Annotated in this window: 24 protein-coding genes; all 24 read right to left on the bottom strand. The window is 41.3% G+C overall.

What is annotated here, in order from left to right:
- Positions 1–3: 3 nt before the first annotated feature.
- Complete coding sequence (locus GX348_08420) at positions 4–378, bottom strand: hypothetical protein (protein NLP42202.1); 375 nt, start codon at positions 376–378, stop codon at positions 4–6.
- A gap of 3 nt (positions 379–381) precedes the next feature.
- Positions 382–915: a 2-oxoacid:ferredoxin oxidoreductase subunit gamma gene (locus tag GX348_08415; GenBank protein NLP42201.1), complete on the bottom strand. Its 534-nt coding sequence runs from the start codon at positions 913–915 to the stop codon at positions 382–384.
- Positions 915–1,742: a 2-oxoacid:ferredoxin oxidoreductase subunit beta gene (locus GX348_08410; protein ID NLP42200.1), complete on the bottom strand. Its 828-nt coding sequence runs from the start codon at positions 1,740–1,742 to the stop codon at positions 915–917. Before GX348_08410 ends, GX348_08415 begins: the two co-directional genes overlap by 1 nt.
- Positions 1,739–2,878, bottom strand: coding sequence for a 2-oxoacid:acceptor oxidoreductase subunit alpha (locus GX348_08405; GenBank protein ID NLP42199.1), 1,140 nt, complete (start codon positions 2,876–2,878; stop codon positions 1,739–1,741). The genes GX348_08410 and GX348_08405 overlap by 4 nt, the downstream gene beginning before the upstream one ends.
- The gene (locus tag GX348_08400; protein NLP42198.1) at positions 2,875–3,081 is read right to left on the bottom strand and encodes a 4Fe-4S binding protein; all 207 of its coding nucleotides are present in this window, start codon (positions 3,079–3,081) and stop codon (positions 2,875–2,877) included. Before GX348_08400 ends, GX348_08405 begins: the two co-directional genes overlap by 4 nt.
- A gap of 124 nt (positions 3,082–3,205) precedes the next feature.
- Positions 3,206–4,156 (bottom strand): NAD-dependent epimerase/dehydratase family protein, encoded by a 951-nt coding sequence (locus GX348_08395; GenBank protein ID NLP42197.1) that lies wholly within the window; start codon positions 4,154–4,156, stop codon positions 3,206–3,208.
- 13 nt (positions 4,157–4,169) lie between these two features.
- Complete coding sequence (locus tag GX348_08390; GenBank protein ID NLP42196.1) at positions 4,170–5,153, bottom strand: flippase-like domain-containing protein; 984 nt, start codon at positions 5,151–5,153, stop codon at positions 4,170–4,172.
- 181 nt (positions 5,154–5,334) lie between these two features.
- Positions 5,335–7,311: an N-6 DNA methylase gene (locus GX348_08385; protein ID NLP42195.1), complete on the bottom strand. Its 1,977-nt coding sequence runs from the start codon at positions 7,309–7,311 to the stop codon at positions 5,335–5,337.
- A 17-nt stretch (positions 7,312–7,328) separates the two neighbouring features.
- A complete protein-coding gene (locus GX348_08380; protein ID NLP42194.1) occupies positions 7,329–8,117 on the bottom strand; it encodes a GTP cyclohydrolase I FolE2 in 789 nt (262 codons plus the stop codon).
- A gap of 11 nt (positions 8,118–8,128) precedes the next feature.
- Positions 8,129–8,806, bottom strand: coding sequence for a 7-cyano-7-deazaguanine synthase QueC (gene queC, locus GX348_08375; protein NLP42193.1), 678 nt, complete (start codon positions 8,804–8,806; stop codon positions 8,129–8,131).
- A 197-nt stretch (positions 8,807–9,003) separates the two neighbouring features.
- Positions 9,004–10,233, bottom strand: a complete 1,230-nt coding sequence (gene larC, locus GX348_08370; protein NLP42192.1) for a nickel pincer cofactor biosynthesis protein LarC — start codon at positions 10,231–10,233, stop codon at positions 9,004–9,006.
- Between the two features lie 4 nt (positions 10,234–10,237).
- On the bottom strand, positions 10,238–10,990 hold the full coding sequence (gene larB / locus GX348_08365; GenBank protein NLP42191.1) for a nickel pincer cofactor biosynthesis protein LarB: 753 nt from the start codon (positions 10,988–10,990) through the stop codon (positions 10,238–10,240).
- 3 nt (positions 10,991–10,993) lie between these two features.
- A complete protein-coding gene (larE, locus tag GX348_08360) occupies positions 10,994–11,812 on the bottom strand; it encodes an ATP-dependent sacrificial sulfur transferase LarE (GenBank protein ID NLP42190.1) in 819 nt (272 codons plus the stop codon).
- A 126-nt stretch (positions 11,813–11,938) separates the two neighbouring features.
- Complete coding sequence (locus tag GX348_08355) at positions 11,939–12,388, bottom strand: hypothetical protein (GenBank protein NLP42189.1); 450 nt, start codon at positions 12,386–12,388, stop codon at positions 11,939–11,941.
- 118 nt (positions 12,389–12,506) lie between these two features.
- Complete coding sequence (pfkA, locus tag GX348_08350) at positions 12,507–13,472, bottom strand: 6-phosphofructokinase (GenBank protein NLP42188.1); 966 nt, start codon at positions 13,470–13,472, stop codon at positions 12,507–12,509.
- A gap of 35 nt (positions 13,473–13,507) precedes the next feature.
- Positions 13,508–16,615 (bottom strand): efflux RND transporter permease subunit, encoded by a 3,108-nt coding sequence (locus GX348_08345; protein NLP42187.1) that lies wholly within the window; start codon positions 16,613–16,615, stop codon positions 13,508–13,510.
- Complete coding sequence (locus tag GX348_08340) at positions 16,616–17,827, bottom strand: efflux RND transporter periplasmic adaptor subunit (protein NLP42186.1); 1,212 nt, start codon at positions 17,825–17,827, stop codon at positions 16,616–16,618.
- Between the two features lie 91 nt (positions 17,828–17,918).
- Positions 17,919–19,340: a TldD/PmbA family protein gene (locus tag GX348_08335; protein ID NLP42185.1), complete on the bottom strand. Its 1,422-nt coding sequence runs from the start codon at positions 19,338–19,340 to the stop codon at positions 17,919–17,921.
- An 81-nt stretch (positions 19,341–19,421) separates the two neighbouring features.
- Entirely contained in the window at positions 19,422–20,504 is a 1,083-nt protein-coding gene (locus GX348_08330; GenBank protein ID NLP42184.1) for a 3-dehydroquinate synthase, read from the bottom strand.
- Positions 20,497–21,018: a shikimate kinase gene (locus GX348_08325; GenBank protein NLP42183.1), complete on the bottom strand. Its 522-nt coding sequence runs from the start codon at positions 21,016–21,018 to the stop codon at positions 20,497–20,499. The genes GX348_08330 and GX348_08325 overlap by 8 nt, the downstream gene beginning before the upstream one ends.
- 2 nt (positions 21,019–21,020) lie before the next feature.
- Positions 21,021–22,172 (bottom strand): chorismate synthase, encoded by a 1,152-nt coding sequence (gene aroC, locus GX348_08320; protein NLP42182.1) that lies wholly within the window; start codon positions 22,170–22,172, stop codon positions 21,021–21,023.
- Positions 22,173–22,208: 36 nt separating this feature from the next.
- Positions 22,209–22,787: a type 4a pilus biogenesis protein PilO gene (gene pilO / locus GX348_08315; protein NLP42181.1), complete on the bottom strand. Its 579-nt coding sequence runs from the start codon at positions 22,785–22,787 to the stop codon at positions 22,209–22,211.
- On the bottom strand, positions 22,787–23,326 hold the full coding sequence (locus GX348_08310) for a PilN domain-containing protein (protein NLP42180.1): 540 nt from the start codon (positions 23,324–23,326) through the stop codon (positions 22,787–22,789). Before GX348_08310 ends, pilO begins: the two co-directional genes overlap by 1 nt.
- Positions 23,326–24,399: a type IV pilus assembly protein PilM gene (pilM, locus tag GX348_08305; GenBank protein ID NLP42179.1), complete on the bottom strand. Its 1,074-nt coding sequence runs from the start codon at positions 24,397–24,399 to the stop codon at positions 23,326–23,328. The genes GX348_08310 and pilM overlap by 1 nt, the downstream gene beginning before the upstream one ends.
- Between the last annotated feature and the right edge of the window lie 47 nt (positions 24,400–24,446).

Below are 24,446 nucleotides of genomic sequence, written 5' to 3'. Positions count from 1 at the left end.
TAGCTAATTAGATAGAATTTCAATGAATTCCAAGCGTTCTCCATCTGGCCCGCTAAAGAACATTATTTTCTTATCAGGCAGAACCTTAGGCTTATCTTGAAGGAGTGGAACGTTATGGCGTGCTAATTGTTTCACAGCCAAATCCATGTTGGGAACGATAAATGCAATATGATCGACTATTCCTGCACCACGTTCACATTCTTTGTCATGGAAGTATTGAACCAACTCAATTATCTGGCTACCGGATTTCAGCATTATTAGCTTGAGTTCAGTACTCTCTATAATTTCATAAACTTCGCACCCTAAGACATCACAATAGAACTTACTCGATAGCTGGGCGTCTTTAACGACAACACCAATATGAGCGACTTCATACATAGATTAAGCCTCACATTTCCCCATATCAAGGCCGATTTGTAGAGCTTTCTGGTTAATATCTTCTGTACCTTTAGGAACACGGTGAAGCACTGCAGCAACTAAAGACTCTTCGCTAACAAGACTCGTTGCTCCTACCAAGGCCCCGAGAGCAATAATATTTGCGAACATTGCGTTGCCAAGCTGCTCGCGAGCGGCTTTGGTAATGGGCAATTGTAATAGTTGTGCATCAACCGAAGGTAGCTCTTTTACATAGGTAGTATCTATGATTAGTTTTCCGTTCTTTTTCAAAACGTTAATATATTTAACGCAGGCTTCTTGACTCATAGCAAGAAGCAAATCAGCCGAAAGAACTTTGGGGTAGTCGATGGTTTCGCTGCTGATTATTACTTCAGACTTACTTGCTCCGCCCCGGGCTTCCGGTCCGTAAGATTGAGTCTGGATAGCCTCTTTACCGTCTAAAATAGCAGCTTCGGCTAAAATGATACCGGCAAGGATTAAACCTTGTCCGCCTGTTCCACTAAGGCTTATTTGCCACATTAGCGATTTCCCCCTTTCTGCTGCACTCGCTCAATTAATTTTGCATATTCGGCAGTATACTCAGGTGCTTCTTCATGGTGAAGTTCGCCGATAATGAATTTACCTTTAAGATCTTCCGGTTTTAGCTTAGCAGCAGCTTGAATCATAACAGCATTGTCACGCTGCCATTCTAGCATCTTAGCCGGCGAGCCCATTTTGTTCTTGCGTCCAAATGATATTGGACACTGAGTTATAGCATCAATTACTGAGAAACCTTTATTTTGAATGCCTTTTACAATCACGTCGGTAAGTAGAGTTGCATGGTAGGCCGTACCACGGGCAACATAGGTTGCTCCTGCCGCTTTTGCCAGCGCAGGAATATCAAATGGACGTTCAATATGTCCAAATGGAGACGTTGTAGCCTTGCTGTTGGTCGGGGTTAGAGGTGAATACTGACCGCCGGTCATACCGTAAATGTTGTTGTTAAAGATAATTGTAGTAATATCGATATTGCGACGAGCCGCATGGATAAAATGATTGCCACCGATAGCGGTAGAATCACCATCACCGGTAATAACAATGACATTTAGTTCAGGATTCGCAAGCTTAATACCTGTTGCGAAAGTAAGAGCGCGACCATGCGCGGTATGTATGGTGTTAAAATTCATATATCCTGACGCTCGTGATGAACATCCGATACCCGAAACGATTACTGTTTTGGTTTGATCTAATTGTAGCTTATCAATCGCGCGTAAAATTGAAGCCAATACTATGCCGTTGCCGCAGCCTGGACACCAAATATGCGGTAAAGCCGATTGACGCAAATACTTTTCAATCTCGGCCATTATTTAGCACCTCCTACGGCTTTTTTAATAGGCTCAAGGATTTCCTCAGGTTTAAAGAACAGCCCATCGTATCTGTTAACAGGCACAACTTTGTCCATACCGATATAACGTTGAACTTCACCGACTAGCTGTCCGTAGTTCATTTCCGGTACGATAATAGTGTGAGCCTTTTCAGTCGCTTTTTGGATAATATGCCCAGGGAATGGCCAGATTGTAATCAGTTTAAGCAAACCGGCTTTAATACCTTGCGATCTTGCCGCTTTGACTGCTGCAATGGCCGCGCGTGCTGTTCCCCCATAAGCGATTACAATTACTTTGGCGTCTTCCATATAGTCTTCGGTATAGAGCGTAATTTCATCTTTAGCATTTTCTAGTTTTGTATGGAATCGATTAATAACTTCAGTCGTCATCGCCGCATTTTGAGTGGGCAGACCATTGTAATCATGCATGAGACCAGTTACATGATAATAATATCCCTCGCCAAAGGACGCCATAGGCGGTACACCATCAGCATCGGGCTTATAAGCTTGATATTCTTCCGGTGAAACGGTTGGTTTTTTTCGGCTAATTATTTCTATGTCTTTTGCCTCTGGCAATTCGACACGTTCTCTCATGTGACCGATTACTTCGTCAAGTAGAAGAATTACCGGAACACGGAATTTTTCTGCAAAATTAAAAGCCTTAACTGTTATGTCAAAAGCTTCTCTAACCGAACCGGGTGACAATGCAATAACGCCATGGTCTCCATGAGTGCCCCAGCGAGCTTGCATAACGTCACCTTGGGCTGGAGAAGTCGGCAATCCAGTACTCGGACCGGAACGTTGAACGTTAACAATAACCACCGGCAGCTCGGCCATAGCCGCATATCCAATTAACTCCTGCTTTAAAGAAAACCCGGGACCGCTTGTTGCAGTTATTGCTTTAGTACCAGTTAAAGAGGCACCGCATACTGCGCCCATACTGGCAATTTCATCTTCCATTTGAATGAATTTACCACCGATTTGCGGTAGTTTTTCAGCTAAGATTTCAGCTATTTCAGTACTAGGTGTTATTGGGTAACCGGCAAAAAAAGTTACGCCGGCAGCAATAGCACCTTCGGCGCAAGCCTGATTTCCTTGCATCAAACGTGCTTTGGTCATTTGCTTTCCACCTTCCTAGCATCTTTAGTCACTTTGATTACATAATCAGGGCAACGTAGTTCACATTGTCCGCAAGTGATACACTTTTCAGGATTCTTGACATAAACTTTGCCTACTTCATCTAGTTCTAAAACTTGTTTAGGACAAAGTGCTACACAAATATTACAACCTTTGCAGTGTTTAGTATTAATTGTTAATGCCATAACCATTCCTCCTTTGGCACTTGGATGATGCCCACGAATCTTAGATCCCTTTACATTATATCAATGTTTTTCAGTAAGGTAAATAAATCATGCTTTTATTTCTCAGTGTTGTTTAATGAATCTCTTATTTGTAACCTTGCAAGGTATCTTTGTCTATTCGTCTACTCTTGAAAAAATTATAAGTGCGAGTTAATCCGTCCGTTAATGTAGTCGTAGGATACCAGCATAGATATTTGCGTGCTGATTTGTTTAAGAGTGAGGAACGGTAGATATCGCCAGCACGAGGGCTAAGGTATTGTCGTTCAACTGTTCTGCCGGAAATTTTAGCTATTAGGTCAAATAAAGTATTGAGGCTAGTTTCTGTCTGAGTACTAATATTATATACACGATTTACATAAGGAGTGAGTAATGCCTGTATATTGGCCCACGCTACGTCTCCGACATAGATAAAGTCGCGAGTTTGGCTGCCGTCACCGTTTATGTAAACTTTTTCACCATTTTGAACTTTTCTGGTAAAAATACTAATAACGCCCCCCGCGTCTGAAGCAGCTTGACGTTCACCGTAAACATTAGCGTAGCGAAGTATAATATATTGCAAGCCAAAAAACTTGTGGTAAAGCTCAAAATATTTTTCTACAGTTAACTTGCTCAACCCATAAAACGAAGTAGGATTGAGCGAAGCAGTCTCTTTTATTGGTAAACTGTTTTCGCCACCATAAACAGCGGCTGACGAGGAATATATTATTCTTTTTACACAGTTTTTACGACAGGCCTCGAGCAGATTTACTGTTCCGGTAATATTGATATTACAATCCAGGAATGGATTTTCAATAGATGTAGAAACCATCGTTTGGGCGGCCTGGTGAATTACAATATCAAATTTCTCTTGTTCGATGAGATCATTCAGAGATCTACAGCGAATATCCATCTCTATAAACTGAGCACCTGGGTTAAGGTTTTCCTTGACTCCTAAACTTAGGTCATCGACTATTACAACTTGGTGGTTTGTCTCTATAAGCTTATCAACTATATGCGAACCTATAAAGCCGGCGCCGCCTGTTACAAGCAGCTTCATAAGAAGCAGCCTCCTATTTTATCTGTTTTGATAAAAAGTCACGGCCAAAAACCTTTACTGTATAGTAAAGACCAATTGTAAAGGGTAAGTATTCAACTAAAATACGCCATGTAACTGCTGCAATTCCAACCATTCCCGACGGAACAAAGGCACTGAACAGCAAAACAAAGCCGCCTTCAGCAATGCCTGATCCGCCAGGGGTCGGCGCAAAATATAGTAAAATATTAAGCAAAATCATTCTGCCCATTATTAGTAACCAGTCGGCTGTTACGCCCATTCCCATAAAAAGAATAGGAACAACACTATATAAAGCAAGTAGGCTTATAGCTGACTCTACTAGTACCATAAGCATACTAAGCGGCGCTGATGAAAGCATGAAAACCGCGCCGCGTACATCACGATAGGTTGCAAATATTCGACGGCGATATCTATGGCCCAAGCGCTTGGTTAGTCGGACAAGCAGTGTATTTAAGGCATTTGTTCTAAAAAGCCATATCGAAGCTAAAATAAAAACTGCAATGAATACTGAGATTACTATAATGATTTTCTCTGATATCCATGGTATGAGGCCAGGGTCGTTAAAAAAAACAATCGGCAAGCAGATAAATAAAAATAGAATTGATAAGATAGTTCTCACAACTACTAATACTGTAGCCTTACCGATAGGCACGCCGGCTTTGCGTAAAAACATAACTTGAGCAACAGCTCCCCCAGCCGCTCCAGGCGTAAGTAAGGCGAGAAAATAGTTGCTAAATACGACATGAACAGCTTGCCGCAGGGTAATTTGCTCGCCGGAAATTTTCACCAGATGCGTAAGCCTTGTTCCGTCAAAAAATAGTCCAACTGCTAGCATCACAAATGCTAACCCTAAGGACCAAGGCTGAAATGCACTTAGGTGATGAAGAGTATTTATATCTACGGTGAAATATATTAAGGCTGCCGAAATTGAACCGACAATAAGGATTAATAAGGCAAGCCGCTGATAAAATTTTGCCATTAGTCAACTCCCCAAAGAGCAAAAACATACGTTCGTTTTTTTCTGGTAGACACTCTTTATTTACCACTCAAATATATATATGCTACCATAATTAATGAAGTATAGCAATTTCAGGAAAACCTATATATCACAAATTACTCCTCGATAGCCTATCTTACTAAATGAGGAACCAAAAGGCTCCCTATAAATAAATATTTCTTTTGCCGAGTTTTTTGCCTGAGTCCTTGCTTAACTTGAACTCATATTCCTCTATATACCTTATATCGTCATCGGATAGGTTATAAGCATGATATACAAGCTGATTTAGATACTCGTTAAAAGCAATAGATTTTCGAGAGACATTGCAGCCTTTTTTTATGCTTTCTCTTACGCAAGTCTCCATGATTGCTACTAGATTCGCTGCCTGCTGGTTAAGTTGCTTATCAACTACAATCGGCAATAGCTCTAATGTTTCAATATCGCATTGAGCCATAGTTCTTCCAAACTCCATGGTGACGATATGATAATAGAATGATAACAGCCGTGAGTTAAGGAGCAGCAAGAGATAGTCTAACTTTATTTCCTGCGTCGTCGTTACGAATGAGTGGATGTTATTTAAATGAAAGTAGCCATGATTATCAATAGAGCAGGTAAGATAATAACCTGTTTGTCTAGCTAAAATTTTACGCTGCTTGATAATGCGTTCATCCCAACCGCCTTTGTACAGTTTAATTGGATCAATATCAAGCCAGTGACCTTGATATTCTAAGCCGTAACGATGAACTTGGCTCCCAGAGATTAAGCCACGCTGCCAAGTTTCGGAAATTGGTGTAGTTGATATTATGCTGCTTTGTCCGGATATTGCCCTTATTCCACTATGACCTGAAGCATATTCTTTTAAAGCAACTCCCATTCTGTCCAAACGATCTACTAGTTGTTTGGCCTGTTCAGAAAAAAATATCCGAAATCGCTTATGGGGCATTGAATTAAAATAGGTTTGTTGGTATTGACACTGTGGCTGTGTATTAGGGTTAAGTTCTGACTCATGCAGCTGATATATACTAAATAAAGAATCTTCATTAACGGTAGGTTTGCTTCGTTTTGTAAAAACACAAATAGTCAAATATCCAGTAGTAGCCTTTTTAAAGATTGGCGAGGAAATATGGGCTATCAAGTCGATTTGGGTGTTTTCTAAGATATATTCTCTAATTTTCGAAAAGTAACGCCCGAGCAAAAAACTATCGGGAACAATAAACCCGAGCTTTCCGCCAGCTGATAGCATTTCGATACCGCGCTGCATAAACAATACATAGATACTGAGTTTATACTGAGCAGTCGAATAAGTACTCCGTAGATAGTCAAGGTATTCTGAGTCTGCTTTTTTTGCACCCCGTAAGCCAAATGATAGATAAGGTGGATTTCCAATTACATAATGGTATTGCTGTGACCAAAAGTTTCGTTCTTGCTGCGTTGAGATATTATCGCGCTGATTTAAACTATCAGTCACGATAATATTCGGATCGGCGCTAGCCTCAGGAGAGTTGTTTTTTAGCACTAAACTAGCAAAAGTGATATCGCAGGCTAAGCTATCAATATCCGCACCCCATAAATTATAATTAAGTATGTGGTTATGAATTTCAAGGTCAGACAAATCAGTAATTGGGTTTGGCAGTTCTATTTGCTCTCTCGCTTCAACAAATTTTGCAAATAGCAAATCGTAGGCTTTCAGTAAGAAACTACCGCAGCCACAGGCTGGATCCAGGATTTTTACTTTTGGAGTGAGTCTAACATCGCATTGGCTAACAGTCTTAGCAAGAATGAAATCAATAATGGCCTGAGGAGTGTAATATAGCCCCTTTATTCGGCGATCCAAAGCAAGTGTTTCGTATATTTCGCCAAGGATATCGGGTTTACGAGGCAAGATAAGTACCCAGCGAGCTATTTGCTCATAAATATTATCCGGCAAGTAATCTAAAGGTCTTATAATAGATAAATTGGCTTTAGCAGTCTCACGCACAGTGGTATTTTTAAGCGCAGCTGCCATAATTACATAAGGATTCTCAGCACCACGCAATATTAGCACAAAAATTTTGTACATAATGCTATTGTCGCTATAATTATTGGCTCTGAGCCAAGTTTGAACTGTAGCTGCTTGATCTTTAAAGCGTTTCCAATTCATCTGTCACAACCCTTTATTTACTGTTCAACAAATTCGACATGCATCGCATACGCATTGTGATTATGGATTGACTCGAAATTTTCACATTGTATCTCGAACCAATACACGTAGGGTAATCGGCGAAGCGCTAATACTAAATCCCTAAGTATATCTTCAACAAATTTGGGATTTTCGTAAGCTTTCTCAGTGACGTATTTTTCATCTTCGCGCTTTAGCAATGGATAAACAGGGCAGCTCCCCTGGGATTCCATAAGTTGTGCTAAATCTTCGATCCAAATAAATTTGCCATGAGAGTGTTTAAGTTTTACCTTCATCAGCCCCCGCTGATTATGTGCTCCATATGCTGATATTTCTTTGCTGCATGGACATAGTGAGGTAAAAGGAACGTCCAAACCCATTGTAAAATCCATGCGTCCTCCTTGTGTCAGGGTGCCCGAGAATAGACAATCCAAGTCAAGCATACTTGTCAAGCCGCTGACCGGAGCTTTTTTCTCGATAAAGTACTTAAACTTGATATCGAGCTGGGCGCTTTTAGCATTTAACCTTGTAATAGTATCGCTAAGGATACACTCCATTTCCCGGCTTGATACCGGTTTTTGGCTCCAGTCACTTAGGACTTCAACAAACCGGCTCATATGAGTACCCTTATATTCTTTTGGCAAATCAACAGTAAGTGTAATCCGGGCTAAAACTGATTGCATTGCGCCAGATTTAGTTTTTATAAAAAAAGGCAAATGTACGTCGCTAATACCAACTTTCTGAATATCTATACCGCGTTCATCTGCTGCGTTTTGAACATCTTTCACCTTTGTCACTCCTACTTTTCATATAAAATCGGATCCGGAATGCCTGCCTCTAAAAATCCTTTAAGCCGGAGAACGCAGCTGTCGCATTCACCGCAGGCAGCATCTTTTCCATTATAGCAGCTAGTAGTTAAATGGAGCGGTGCACCTAGCTGTGTGCCTAACAGGACAATATCTTTCTTGGATAAATTAAGTAATGGCGTTTCAATAACAATTTTACGGCTATTTTGAACTGCTGCCGTAGTCGAGTAATTTGCTAAATCTTGAAATTTGTTAATAAATTCGGGTCGACAATCGGGGTAACCAGAATAATCTAAGGCATTAACGCCAATGAAAATTTTCTCTGCACCAATCACTTCGGCATAACCTAAGGCGTAGCTAAGAAAAATCAAATTCCGGGCAGGTACATATGTTACAGGGATATCTTGCCTTGTGACATCACCGGCCGGTACGCTTATATTCTTATCCGTTAACGCGCTACCGCCAATCGCCTCCATATTTGTTTCAATAACTAAATGTCGGGCAACTTTGTAGTGTTCAGCTACTTTATGGGCGCAGGACAATTCGCGGTTATGACGCTGGTGGTAATTAAAGCTTATTGGATATAATTCATAGCTTTTGCTATTTGCTACTGCCATACAAACGGTTGAATCAAGGCCACCGGATAGCAGCACTACTGCTTTTGCTTTCATTGTAGTAACACTTCCTTATAATACGGTCATTACTGTAGTTTAAGCTGTTGCTTACTTGCTAATACGACTTTTACGATTTGAAACTTATAGTTTCATACAAAGATAAATATAGACGATAACGCAATATACTAATGCTTAATTTTGCCGAAACTAGTGAACTAGGGGTAGCGATATAAGTACGCACTTTAAGTACCGTCTCACGTTAAATTACTATTTAGCTTGTTTGTCGCTAAATCGATAACAACTTGTTGAACCTTCTTTAATGGAACAAAATTTTCTTCGGCTAATCGCCGACAATCATTGTATTCAGGCGATATGCTGCAGATTTTACTATCATAGCTGCTCACCTTGACTTGGACTGTACCCCATGGTGAATTTATAGTTTCAAATTCGCGCTGAGCGACCTTACGCTCTACCGGATAATATCGAACACCAATGGTAGAGGTTTCAGAGAACAGAATTGAGCACACTTTATCTAAATCTTGTCTGTTTATTAATACCGATATTAGAGTTGCTGGTCGTGACTTCTTCATAACAATTGGTGTTAGCCATACATCACAGGCGCCGATTTTTAATAGCATATCCATTGCATACTCATAGACCTGCGGATTAAGGTCATCGATATTTGCCTCAACAACAATCAGCTCCGTTTGAACGGCTTTTTCAACTATATCGCCAATATGTAATCTTATGACATTGGGCATATCGAGATCCCAAGTACCTGCACCGTAGGCGATTTTAGTACTGCGGAAGTTAGGCGGCATTGACCCGTAGCCTAAACCTAGGGTAGCGATAATTGCGGCGCCGGTTGGTGTAACTAATTCGCGCTCGACGCTTCCTTCATAGTAAGGAATACCTTTCAATAGTTCGGCTGTTGCGGGTGCAGGTATGGGCATTATGCCGTGGCTGCATTTTATGAAGCCAAACCCGGTATGAATTTTAGAAGTGTAGACTTGCTCTATCCCGAGAAAGTCGAGACTCCAAATTGTGCCTACAATATCGATGATTGTATCAACAGCGCCGACTTCATGGAAATGAACTTGGTTAATAGTTGTACCATGAACTTTAGCCTCCGCCTCAGCTAAACGCCGGAATACTTTCTTACTTGTTTCTTTTACTTTAACGTCTAAAGATGAATTATCAATTATGTCTATAATATCTGGTAAATGCCTATGTTCATGATGATGATGATGGTGATGATCATACTCATCGTTGTGATCGTGGTGGTGATGATCAAGCTGTACATCAACGTAAACTGCGCTAATACCGGCTTTCACTACTCGGTCAATCACTAATTCATAACCATCAATTGGTAACTTAGCTAACTCTGCCCGGAGTTTATCTTCGGGAACTCCTGCGTCAATGAGGGCACCTAGTAACATATTACCGCTAATCCCGGAAAAACAATCTAAATATATAGCTTTCATTCTATCACCTCATACTATTAATCATACTAGCTAGGCGGCCTGCTCCGAACCCATTGTCGATATTTACTACTGCAATACCTGCAGCACAGCTATTAAGCATGCTAAGCAAAGCGGCTAGCCCCCCAAAATTCGCGCCGTAGCCTACGCTAGTCGGGACAGCTATTACCGGTTTACAAACTAGTCCACCTACTACACTTGCCAACGCACCTTCCATGCCAGCAACTACAATTAAGACATTAGCTTTTTGGAGTATATCCTGGTGAGCTAATAGTCTATGGATTCCAGCAACACCTACGTCGTAAACGCGTTTCACCTCATTACCCATAATTTCAGCAGTAAGGGCAGCCTCTTCGGCAACAGGAATGTCGCTTGTGCCGGCGCTGACTACTAAAATAAAGCGATCAGCATCAATATTCAGCTCGCTTCTTCTAACAATAATAAGCCTTGCAATTTCGTGATACTCTGCGTCTGGGATAATGTTTTGTACGGCGGCGTACATTTCTTTATTGGCTCGGGTTGCTAAAATATTATTGTTTTGTTTAGTAAGCGCCTCCATGATTTTAACCACTTGTTCTACCGTTTTACCCTGGCAATAAACAACTTCCGGAAACCCCTGGCGAAGTGCCCGGTGGTGATCGATTTTAGCGAAATGCAAATCTTCATAAGGTAAAATCTTCAGCTTATCAAGAGCCTCTTGTTCGCTTATCGTACCGGAGCGAAATAATTTTAGAACATCAATAACAGTGTTTGCATCCACGTTTTAGTCCTCCTTCAAGCTATCGTTCATGCTGCCTGTCCGGTATCCAGCAAGATCCAATGTTACATATTTGAAGCCAAGCTTACGAAAGTATCGAGTTATTTCATTAGCATGTTTTGATGAGGCTAAGACAGTAATATCAGCTATGTCAACTTCAATTCGTGCTAAGTCACCGTGATGGCGCACACGAACTTGTCCGGTACAATACGGATGTAAAAAATCCTCACATTGTTCAATTTGATTTAATTTATCTGGAGTAATAGTTTGGCCATAGCTCAGTCGTGAAACAAGACACGCTGCACTTGGTTGATTCCAAGTAGGAAGTCCCCATTCTCTCGAAAGTTCTCTTATATCAGACTTAGTAAATCCTGCATCAAGTAACGGACTTTTTATGACACCTAACTCTTTAATGGCCTTCATACCTGGGCGATAGTCTTTTAGGTCATCGACATTACTCCCTTCAGCAACCCATGAATAGCCATTTATTCTAGCCCATTCCAAGAGGCCTAAAAATCTCTCCTTTTTACAATAATAGCAGCGGTCAGACGTATTATTTATAAATAAAGGATTATCAAATTCTGTAGCTGGCAATAATATATGTTTAATGGATAGCTGTTTTGCTAGTGCTTTTGCACTAGCTATTTCGCGGCCGGTAAAGCTATCTGAGCACGCAGTAATAGCAACAATATTGTCGCCTAAAACATTTTTGGCTGCAGCCGCGAGAAAGGTACTATCAACGCCACCGGAGAATGCTATCACAATACTTCCTAGATTAGCAAGCTCGTTATATAATGCTGCTAGTTTTTTATCCAGTTCATTCATCTTTGCCTCCCAAAATTTAAGAAAAAGATATAATTCCGTTACTTGAAATTATGTCCAAATGCTTAGCATAGTTTTTGCCTACTATCTTTATTATTTTACAAAATAAATAAAAATCCTGTCATGTATCTAATTTTGCAACTGTATTTTGCATGAATTTTCTAAAATACTCTCTAGTATCTCAATAATCTTAAGTTCTGTTTCTTCTAACAAGCTAATACTGTGATTAAGCAACAACAGCTTTGGATTTGTTCTTGTATTGTTTAATCGTCCTACAAGTTCTAAATGACTTATTGCCGTTTCCAGGTTTTCGGCAGCTGTAAGAACTTGAGTTGTCAATAATTTATCGAGTAAAACGTAGTTACAAACTTGCTGTGTTTCAATTGCTTTGCTAAAGCCTTCGCTGCTAGCATGGTTTATAATAAAAGTGTGGAAGTGTAAGGCAAACTCCTGAAACGAAGTATTACCCGCCAGATTAAGGTCACTGTATAGTGAAAATATATATTTAACAGCTTGACTTATATACGTATTCTGAGCTCTCATTAGAGTGAGCATATTACTAAAGTCATTGCTATGCACTATGATACCTCCTAAATATGTTTCATATATTGTATTGTATTCAGTTACTAACTTTATGTTTACATATAGGACAGATAGGCAATAAAAAACCGTACGTTCATACGTACGGTTTTAATTATTAGGTCGAAGATAATATCTTTGCTAGCTGATAGACGTCTGGATCAATACCATGTTTATAATTATTAACCTCTTCATAAGGAATAGTAATTATTTGCCCCTGTTGATATGCTATCAGACAGTTAGCCTCATCTTTGATGATAGTCTCAACCGCTGTTGCACCCATGCGGCTGCCGATTATGTTATCCATAGCTGTAGGGCTTCCCCCACGCTGAATGTATCCTAATACGGTAACATGGGGATTAAAACTGGTTCGTTCAGCAATTTGTTTAGCGATATCATAGCCTTTACCGGCTCCCTCTGCAACAAGCACAATGCTGTATAGCTTGCCGCGCTTATAGCTGCGCAATAGACCATGACAAACGTTATCTATATCGACCGGCTGTTCCGGCAGCAATATAACTTCTGCTCCGCAGGCAAGGCCAGCCATCAAAGCAATGTGCCCTGCGCTCCGTCCCATAACTTCTATAATTGCGACTCGTTCATGTGAGGCGGCAGTATCTCTAATCTTATTAGTTGCATCTAGTACAGTATTTAATGCAGTGTCAAATCCTATTGTATAATCTGTGCCTGACATATCGTTATCAATGGTAGCCGGAATAGTAACTGTTTGAATTCCCGCTTGTGCCAAATTCATTGCTCCTGCCATCGAGCCATCACCGCCAACCACAACAAGATAATCAATACACTTATCCCTGAGCTGTTTTACGGCAGTTTTAAAGCCTTCTTCCGTCATGAAAGCTTCGCTGCGGGCTGTACGTAAAAAGGTTCCTCCGTGCTGAATCGTACCGCCAACAGAGTGAGAATTCATCAGAATGAACTGACCGTTTACCACTCCTTCATAGCCACGTTCAACCCCGAAAACCTCAAACCCTTTATTAATGGCCGTTCGAACTACGGCACGGATAGCAGCATTCATACCAGGCGCGTCACCGCCACTAGTTAAGACAGCAATTCTTTTAACCATTTAACTTTGCCTCCAATTGTCTAGACTACTAGCTTTTAAGCGTTTTTTGAGTATGCTTCAGGTGTACGGTTCTTAAATCGTTGCTGGAGTCGATCAATTAGTAAATATACGAGTGGAACGACAATTAATGTCAAAAAAGTCGAAGTGATTAACCCGCCTACTAAGACGACCCCCATTGATGATCTTAGCTCGGCTCCAGCGCCCCACCCGAGAGCTACAGGCAGCATACCGAAAATCATGGCCATCGTTGTCATGAGAATTGGCCTTAACCTAATTACACCGGCCTCAATTAGAGCTTCTGTAAGTGACGTTCCCCTTTCACGTAGCTGATTTGTATAGTCAACCAGGAGGATGGCATTTTTGGTAACTAAACCCATCAACATAATCATACCGATCAATGACATGATATTAACTGTTTTGGCTGCGATTAGCAGTCCTAAAATGGCTCCTATTAGTGAAAAAGGCAGGGAAATCATGATTGTAAGCGGGTGGACAAAGCTTTCAAACTGTGCCGCTAATACCATATAGATTAGTACAATAGCCAATACTAAAGCTTTAGCTATCTGCATAAAAGAATCCTGCATAGTTTGCGCTTGGCCGACAAATTTATAAGTATATCCTAACGGTAAGTTTAAATTAGGCATTCCATCGCGAATTTCCTGCAGAACGACACCAGACGAAACGCCTACAGTATTTGCATAAACTATTACCTGGCGTTGGCGTGATTCCCGATCAATCTGTGTTGGACCTGACGAGATGTTAACGTCGGCAATATCGGCAAGCCGTACAAAATTTCCAGATTTAGTAGAAACTCGAAGGTTAGCAACATCATCATAACTCAACCGATTTTGGGGAAACATTTGCACTCGAATGCTGTAATCACTGTCCCCCACATTATATTCGTTATTAGTCGTTATACCTAAGAAAGCGGCTTGAATTATATTTCCAACTGAAGTTGCATCAACTCCGACATCTCCTGCTCTGGCCGGATCCAGTTTTACATGGATCTCCGGTTCGAACTGTTCGCTAGATATATCAACATCGGTGGTTCCTGGGATAGTTTTTATAAATTCGGCTAATTCTTGAGCCTTTTGCGAAAGAACCTGGAGTTCAGGTCCGCGTAAGCCTATTTGAACAGGACGGGAATCGCCGCGCCCAATCCCCTGAGTATTCTGAACAGAAACCTTTAAGCCTTCAACGCTTCTAAATTTAACGCGCAAAGTATCCATTATCTCAGACATGCTGCGTTCACGCTCACTCGAAGGAACTAGACGAACACCGATAGTAGCTTTATAAACAGGCTGACGCATTGCTCCTATAGTAAAAAACGCGGATTGCAATTCAGGAATGGCAAGCACCTCTTGCTCAATCGGGCTAGCTAATTCCTTCATTCTATCCATAGACGTGCCGGCAGGAGCCGTCAAGTAAATATTAAAATCTCCGGAATCATAGGTGGGTTGAAACTCAACCCCTAAGAATGGTACAAGGAGACCATTTAGAAAGAGTGATAAGACAGCCATTGCTACTACCTTTTTTGGCCGTTTTAGGGCCCATATAAGAACCTCTTTGTATGTATCCCTAACGATAAGAAAACCTTTTTCCCAGGCATCAAGAATTTTTTGGAGCCAGGCAAAAGGACCGACGAGCTTCTTTTTTCCGCTTTCTACACGTTCTTTTAGCCAATATGCCGATAGCATTGGCGTTAACGTGAAAGCGACAAAAAGCGAAAACGCAACAGCAAAAGCTACCGTTAAGCCAAATTGCTTGAAGAATTGCCCAACAATCTCACCCATATTGCCTACCGGAACAAAAACGGCGAGAATGGAAAGCGTTGTCGCCAATACAGCCAACGCAATTTCACTAGTGCCATTTTTAGCAGCTTCCATAGGCTTCTGGCCGTTTTCGATATGGCGATATATGTTCTCGATTACTACTATAGCATCATCAATTAGAATACCAACTGCTAGGCTCAAGCCCATCAAAGACATATTGTTTAGTGTAAAATTCATGCTTTTCATTAGAAAGAAAGTAGCTATTATGGATGTCGGGATTGCGATTGCACCTATTAAGGTTGCTCTCGTATTTTGCAGAAATAGAAATGTTATCATAACTGCCAACAACCCGCCGAAGACTAGTGAAATCATAACATCTTCCAGGTTGTCGTGAATATAAAGGGAACTGTCGCGAACAGTTGTAACTGTGATATCCGACGGCAATACGGCAGCTTCCATATTCTTCATTTCTGCTTTAACGCGTTCGGCAACATCAACCGTATTAGTGCCAGATTGTTTCTGCACAGCAATTATTACACTCGGTGTGCCGTTGGTTCTAGCATAGTCCCGCTCTTCCGCCCATCCGTCATTTACCGTGGCAACATCGGCGACTCTGACCAGCATTCCCCCATTGTTGGCAACTATAATATTTCGAATGTCATCAAGGCTCTTATAACGTCCGATGGTCCGAACTGTTAGCTCGGTACCTTGTTCGTTTACTCTACCTCCCGGCGTATTGATGTTATGAGCGTTCACAACATCTAAAATTTGCTGAAAACCTATATTATAAGCTTCGAGTTTTTGCGGATCAACTAAAAGCTGAATTTCACGTAATGATGCACCATAGACGTTAACTTCGGCCACACCATCTAAGCGTTGGAGTTCATCCTTGACAATATCTTCAGCCAATTTGCGTATTTCACCGCGAGGGCGTAAATCAGATGCCAAGCTAAAATAGACAATTGATTGGGCAGTAATATCAAGACGTTTCACGACTGGTTCGTCAATCTGATCAGGGAGCCTGCGGCGAACGCTGGCAACCTTTTCGCGGACCTCATTTGCCGCGAGTTTTGGATCAGTACCAAATTCAAACTCTACGGTAATCTGCGAGGTACCCTCTCGCGAAACCGACGAAAGTGTTTTTATCCCAGCGACAGAACTTACGGCATCCTCAACAGGCTTGGTAATTAAATTCTCCATCTCTTCGGGTGAAGTGCCTTTATATGTAATGGTAACGTTTACGATGGGAAAGTCAACATCGGGATACAAATCTATACCTAATGAAGAATAGGACCCGATTCCGAACACGACTAAAAGCATTACCAGCATTACAGTGAATACCGGCCGTCTAATGAAGGTGCCTATACCCATTTAAATGCCACCTTCCTTAGATTGAGCCGGCCTAATTGCTGAACCATCCTTCAGTTTGTTTTGCCCTGCCGTAACAATCTGTTCACCTTCCTGTAAACCTTCGAGAACCTCTGCCCAGCCGTTACCCACAAAACCGATCTTAATAACACGCTGCCGGACCGTATTGTCATCTGTTACTATATAGACAGTTTTTTGATCTTCACGCAACACCAACGCCTTTTCAGGAACAGCAATTGCGCCTAGGCGCATCTGTCCAGGAACACCGACTTTGGCAAACATACCGGGTTTTAATATACCTTCATCATTCGGTATTGTTATTTCTGCCGTGAATGTTCTTGACGGCAATGAAGCTGTCGGGGAAATACGAGTAATTACGCCGGTAAACTCTTTGCCTAGTGCATCTACATTAACATTGACTTTTGTACCGACCACCAACTGGGCTATTTGCGCCTCACCTACTGTAGCTTTGGCCAAGAGTGAAGTAACATCAGCCAAACTTATAATAGCTGTTCCAGCTTTAGTATATACGCCTGATTGAAGATAACGTTTGACGACAACACCGTCACGTGGAGCATATATATTCGCATTATCTAATCGTGCCTGCAGCAAGTTTAAATTCCCGACTGCTGATCTGACCTGACCAGCATATAAGTCGCGCTTTGTCCTTGCGTTATCTAACGACTGCTGTGATATAGCACCTTGTTTAGCTAATGACTGAGTTCGTCGTAATTCAAGTTCAGCTTGTTCTAAATTTGCTTGGGTAGATAAAAGATTGCCTTCTGCTTGGACAACTTGAGCCTGAAGCTCGATTGTATCTAAAGTTGCAATAATTGTTCCTTCTGAAACAATATCGCCCTCGTTAACATTCAATACGTCGATACGTCCATCAACCTTTGACGAAATATCTGCAACCCAGAAAGGTTCAAGGCTTGCAGAAAAGGTCAAAACCGGACTAATATCCTGTCTTGAAACTCTTTCAACTTCAACCGTTACCACCTGGCCCTGCGACATTTTAGCTGCGCGTTGTTTATTTGCAGCGAGGTTCGAATAGATCCGGAACGCGATAATACTGAGTAAAGCAATTACAATAGCAGAAACAATGAATATTGCCTTTTTTTTCTTAGTTGTTGCCAATCTATTAACACCTCCGCAAGTTTGTATGCTCGTAGAATATTCGACTAGGAGATTAACTATCCTGCTAATAAATAGCATTTTTTTGCTGCCATGGGATTTATGTCCATGTCTTGCAGATTAATAGCGTTTATAAAAAAAAATTAAAAGCGGCCACTTGACCGCTTTAGCTTTAAATTCTACGTATTGTGCAGCACTTTAAATCCGAGTCGTGCGATGTGCCTCCCACTACTATTTCCGGAATACGAATAGTGGGCTGTGCGTCCGACACTGGCGCTCCCTGCCCGTCTTTCCCGCAGGTACCGATTGTGTAACCGAGGTCTTTCCCCACCATATCGACCATTTTTAATACCTCTGGGCCATTACCTGTTAGTGTCGCCCCGCGGACAGCATGCGAAATTGAACCGTTTTTAATTAGAAAACCTTCGGCAACATCAAAAACAAAGTCGCCGTTTACAGTATTGACCTGACCGCCGCCCATTTTTTTAACAAGCAAACCGTTTTTTATTGATTTGATAATTTTTTCAGGGTCATCTTGACCTTGAGCAATGTAAGTATTACGCATCCGGGGAATGGGTTTATGTTCAAAGGACTCGCGTCGGCCGTTGCCAGTCGGCTTTACACCAGCACGGTTAGACGTGAGGTAGTCATGCATAAAACCTTTAAGAATGCCATTTTCGATTAATATGCTTTTCTGAGTTGGAAACCCTTCGTCATCGAATCTTAAAGTACCGTACTTATTCGGTATTGTACCATCATCAACAACAGTAATTAAATTGGAGGCAACTTGTTTATTCTCCTGACCGCCATAAACAGACAAGCCTTTTTGAACAAGATCTGCTTCAAGACCGTGCCCACACGCCTCATGAACCATTGTTCCACCAGCGTCAGCCGCCATTACAACAGGCATTTTTCCAGCCGGGGCCGGTTTTGCCTCTAGTAATGTAATCGCTCTATTTGCGGCGATGTTGCCAACATTACTGGCTTGGTCATTATCTAAGAGCTCAAATCCCTGATTGGTGCCAACTGATTCAAAGCCAGTCTGAATTTCACTATTACCAGCCGCAATGGCGTTGACTGACAATCTGGTTCGTACACGTTGATCCTCTACAAGTCGGCCTAAGGAATTTGCAATAGTTACGTTTTGTACAACATCGCCATATACGGCCATAACTTGTTTTATACGATTATCGACAGAGCGAGCAGCTTTATTAGCGTCTTGAACCGCCATAACTTTGTCATCGATTTTTATTTCATTCGGCATTTTTTTTATTTTGAAATCTAGCTCAGGTTGAATCTTTCTTAAATCAATATTTACATCGACTTGACTTTTCTTAGCAGCTCGACTGGCAATATTGGCTGCCTTTAACAAATCGTCTTTTGTTACTTTATTAGTATAGGCATAAGCCGTTGTGTCACCATAAACCACTCTTATGCCAGCCCCAATGTCTGTGCCCGATCTGATTCGTTCGATTCTGTTTTCCTCGCAGGCAACCATTGTGCTTGATCGATTTTCAATAAATATATCGGCAAAATCGCCCCCGTACTGCAAGGCCTTATCCAGTACATCGCCTAATATTCGACGGTCTAGCATTATTAACTATCCCCCATTCCAACTGCATTTGTAAAATTACAAATAGCATTACTAATATAGTTTACTAGTTTAAGTCAATGTTTATGTAATTTCATCTAGGGCAGTTTTAATAACTATCTCTGGTACATTATTAACTAGTGACACTTTTCCTAGGGCATTAACAAGTACCCAATTAATTCTGCCATCAATAGCCTTTTTATCCCGGATTAGAAGTGGCATTATTTCATTTATCGGGCAGTTATCTGCTTTTAAAGGCAAACGGAAATTCATAATTACATTTTTTATGTTATCAACGACTTGGCTTGAGCATAAACCCATGTGATAGCTAATTAACGCAGCTCCATGCATGCCGATTGCGACAGCTTCGCCATGGTTATATTTATTATATCCAGTATAAGCCTCAATAGCATGACCTATAGTATGACCAAAGTTTAAAATAGCTCGTTGGCCCGTTTCCCGCTCATCGTTTGCTACAACGTTTGCCTTAATCTCACACGATCGATGGATGATGTTAGTCATGACCGAGGGATCTTTGCTTAAAATTTGATTCTTTTTTTCATTTAAATATTGAAAAAAACTAGCGTCAGCTATAATGCCATACTTAATAACTTCGGCTAACCCGGTATACAGTTCTCTATCTGGTAGCGTAGTAAGAACATTGGTATCAATAAAGACCATCTTAGGCTGATAAAAGGCCCCGATGAGGTTTTTTCCTAGCGGGTGATTGATAGCTACCTTACCGCCGACACTTGAGTCAACCTGAGCCAATAAACTAGTAGGAATTTGGATAAATGGTACACCCCTCAGGTAGGTAGCTGCGATAAAGCCCGCTAAATCACCAACTACTCCGCCGCCAAGAGCGACTATCGGCGATTTTCGATCAAGGTTCATTTCGATAGCTTTGGTATATAGCTCCATGGCTTGAGAAGCTGATTTTGACTGTTCGCCTACATTGATCGAATAAACTTTGACGTTTATACCAGCTGAGCGAAAAAGGTTGGCAACCTTTTCACTATAAAGCTTCACAATATTGCTGTCTGTAACAATTAGCGCCTTAGAGCTGGATTTAAATTGCTTGAGTAAACTGCATAAATTACAAAACCAATCAGTTCCAATGTGAATTTTATAGCTATTATCACCTAAGTCAACCTTAAGTTCAGCCACGCAAAAATCCTCCTTCACGTAAAAAAGATATTATCCTGTCTACTACTTGATGGGGCGTATAATTGGTTGTGTCTATAGAAAAGTCGCTAACTGCGTAAAGGGGCGCTCTTTCATTTAGCAATTTAATTATTGTCTGTTCGCGGTCAGGCTGATTGAGCAAGGGCCGATTATTGCGACGGGATGTTCTTTCCAATATCGTTTGAGGAGAAGCGCTAAGCGCGATAATAACGCCATTAGCTCGTAATCGTCTGATGTTATCAGCCGAAAGCACAATACCTCCGCCGGTAGAAATGACTGCATTAGTATAGCGTGATAATTTTGCGACTACGGCAGATTCTCTGCTGCGAAAACCAACTTCACCAAATTGCTGGAATATCTCAGGTATGGTCATACCATACTCTCGTTCAATCTTCTTATCAGTGTCCATAAATGGCCGCCGCAGCCGACAGGCTAGCAAACGTCCTATACTACTCTTTCCTGTTCCCATAAAACCTATTAAGACAACATTTTTCAAGACTAGCACCTACTTAAACGCAGGTTATAACTTTCGATAGAGTTTAATAAATCGGTCATGTTATCACTGCTGAATTTTTGGATTAAGGCTTCAGCCAGTGTAATCGCCATCATGGCCTCACCAACAACAGCAGCGGCCGGAACGGCGCAGGCATCGCTGCGCTCAGTATTAGCGGTAACGGAATCTTTAGTAAGGATGTTTACAGATTGTAGGGGTTTCATTAAGGTAGGTATTGGTTTCATAACGGCTCGCGCTCTAATGTCCTCACCATTGCTCATGCCGCCTTCGATACCGCCGGCATGATTAGTTTTATGATAATAGCCTTTTTGCGCTTCGTAAAAGATTTCGTCGTGGGCCTGACTGCCATATAAATTTGCATACTCAAAGCCATCGCCTATTTCTACACCTTTTACAGCCGGAATCGACATTAATGCGGCAGTTAGCTTGGTATCCAAGCGGCGATCCCATTGAATATGGCTGCCAAGTCCGACTATTAAATTTGTGGCCACAATTTCAAATACGCCGCCCAAAGTATCGCCATTTTGTTTTGCTGTATCAATTAGCGCTTTCATGGCAGTTTCAGTCTGAAGATCAACACAGCCGGTTTCGTGTGACCTGTTATTTTTTATTTCAAAAAAAGTTACCGGCTTGTCAAATTTAATACCGCCGATGTTAATTACATGCGATGCGATTTCAATATTGGCTGCCGTCCGTAAAAATTGTTTCATTATTGCTCCGACAGCCGTTCTGGCCGCGGTTTCCCTAGCGCTTGCCCGTTCAAGAATATCTCTGATATCTTGACGGTCATATTTTAATACTCCCGTTAAATCGGCATGACCGGGTCGAGCGTTAGTAACAGCTTCGCCGGTTTTTGCTCCTTCCACGGACATTCGTTGTTGCCAATTTTCCCAATCACAGTTCTTAATGATTATGGTTATTGGACTGCCAAGCGTTTGGCCAAAACGTACTCCCGAAACAATATCGGCTTTATCGCTTTCAATCTTCATTCGCCCGCCCCTGCCATATCCTTGCTGGCGCCTTGCCAGTTCTTCGTTGATTTGGTCTATATCTAAATTAAGGCCGGCGGGTAGGCCTTCGATAATTACGGTAAGGCATGGACCGTGCGATTCACCGGCGGTAACAAAACGTAACATAAGTAAATACACTCCTTTAAAAAATTAAAGCCAACCTTATTTCTTGGCTGGCTCGGCAGGTTTCTGATTTTGCGCAACTCCAAAGCAATAGATAGTTACGGTAAGTTTAGTTTCCAGAACTTCGTCCCGAGACTGAGTGATAACACTATTTATTGAATTAAAGCGCGGTAAATTCTCCGTTTTGGATAGAAAGTTCAATGTCTTGAAGTAGTCGCCTGATATTAGTATTTCAAGGGGAATATCACGATAACCTTTTTTATTTACCGATGGTGAAAATTTAATATTAACAATCTCAACGCCGCATTCTTTAGCGGCCTGATCAAGCTGTAACAAAAAGTCGCTGATATCAGGCTGATTGGGCAGCAGCCTATCGACATGAACTACTTGTTGATCAAGTTGAAGCAAATATTGTTCAGAATTCGGATGTGCCGTTGCAAATGCTTCTACTACTGCTACTTTTTGTTTTTCTAGTTCGAACTGATTTTGCAGGATATCAATGCGTTCTCGTTGAGGAAGTAAAAGGTAAAATATAATAACTAAGATAAACCCTGCTATTCCAATAGCAATTAGTGTTATCTGATACCTAGGGGGAACTTTACTCAATACTAATTTCATTATTTCATCCCCCTAAGCTTAACGGTTATTTCGTATCTTGTTCCTATTATAGCTTGGCTAGGACTGCTGTCAGCGTGGACTAGCATCGGATCTGCAAACATTTTATCCTTTTCCAGATTTCGGAGGAAGGCTGCCAATTCTTGATAATCGGCTGCAATACCGATAATCTTTAGGGTTTCTTTATCAGCTTCACTAATTTCAGTAAACCAAACACGCGGTGTAGTCATAGCAGCCAAATGATTGATTATCGGCGGCCAAGGCTTACGTTCGTTTGTTAAGGTAGTCAAAATATTATTTTTTGCATTTATGGTCTGCTGCTTATTTCCGGCATAAATCATTGCCTGTTGGGTTGGTTTTAGCAGTTCATACTGATTTCGTGTCTCCGTTATTTGCCGTTCAAGGTTCCAAATGATAAAAGAATTATAACAATATATAGCAGTAAAACTAATAAGGAGAAGACAACTTACCAGTCCGATGATTATCTTTATCGGATATTTAGGACTTCTTTCAGATAGCGGTAGAAGGTTGATCCGAAGCATTATACTCCACCTCCACGCAACCCTAGGCCAATAGCTACCGACAAACGCGGCGCCAGCATCTTAATATAGGTCAAATCAAAAGAAGATGAAACATCGATAAAATCAAGAGGGTTATGCTCTAATACTGGAACGTCATCTAACAAAGCTGCAAGATTAGGCGCCAGATTATCGATATTAGCGCCTCCTCCCGTTAAATAGAAGTTTTCAATAATTGCATCACGATTTTGCATTTGATAGTACTCCACGGTTCGTCTGACATCTCTAGCTAATTCTTTGACTATTAAATTTAGCTGAGTATGGAGAGTAGTAAATTCACTATTTGAATCTAAACGCTGCAGTAAATTACGCTGGCGCAATTTTAGATTTTCAGCCTCATTCCATTCAAGATCAAGAGCGCTCCTTATAGTTTCTGTAAAACGATTTCCGGCAATCGGCAAAATGCGAGTAACGACGGGACAGCCATTTTGATAAAGTATTATCTGGGTAATATTCGCACCAATATCAATTATTAGAGTATTTTCTTCTTTTTTTAATGTACGAAATAAAGCCAAAGGCTCGATATCAATTGCCAAAGGCCTTAGTCCTGAGCCTTTAACTGTCGCTACTAAGGGATCAACAGCGTCATGAGGAGCAGCTACAACTAAAACCCTTACTTCTTGTAGGTTATTACCGGGGCCAACTGTCGCAAAATCATAATAATAGCTATCTTGTGAATACGGAACATACTTTTCCATATCCCATTTAATAGCCTCGCGCATTTCGGCCTCTTCCATTGCAGGGAAGGGTAGTTCACGAATAAAGATAGCCTGTCCGTTAACGGCAGTTACGACATCACGGCAAGTAGTGCCGCTATTTGCAACAGCACTGCTAAGAATTTCCGTCATACCGGCAACATCGACAATTTTACCTTCACTGACGATACCCGGTTTAATATCGGCTATATTTAGGTTTTTCAGAAGAGCTCTACCCTTATTCCAGGCGATTTCTACGATTTTAACCGAAGTAGAACCGATATCTATGCCAAGGACACTAGTTGGTTTACGTAATAATAATTGTTCCAATCTTTTACGCATTTGCATCACTCAGTTTCTAAATGATGATGTGGTTCTGAGGTTACTAT

The organism is Veillonellaceae bacterium, from assembly GCA_012523975.1.
GTDB lineage: Bacteria > Bacillota > Negativicutes > JAAYSF01 > JAAYSF01 > JAAYSF01.
Note: the sequence above shows the minus strand (reverse complement) of the source record. Positions and strands in the feature narration are given on the sequence as shown.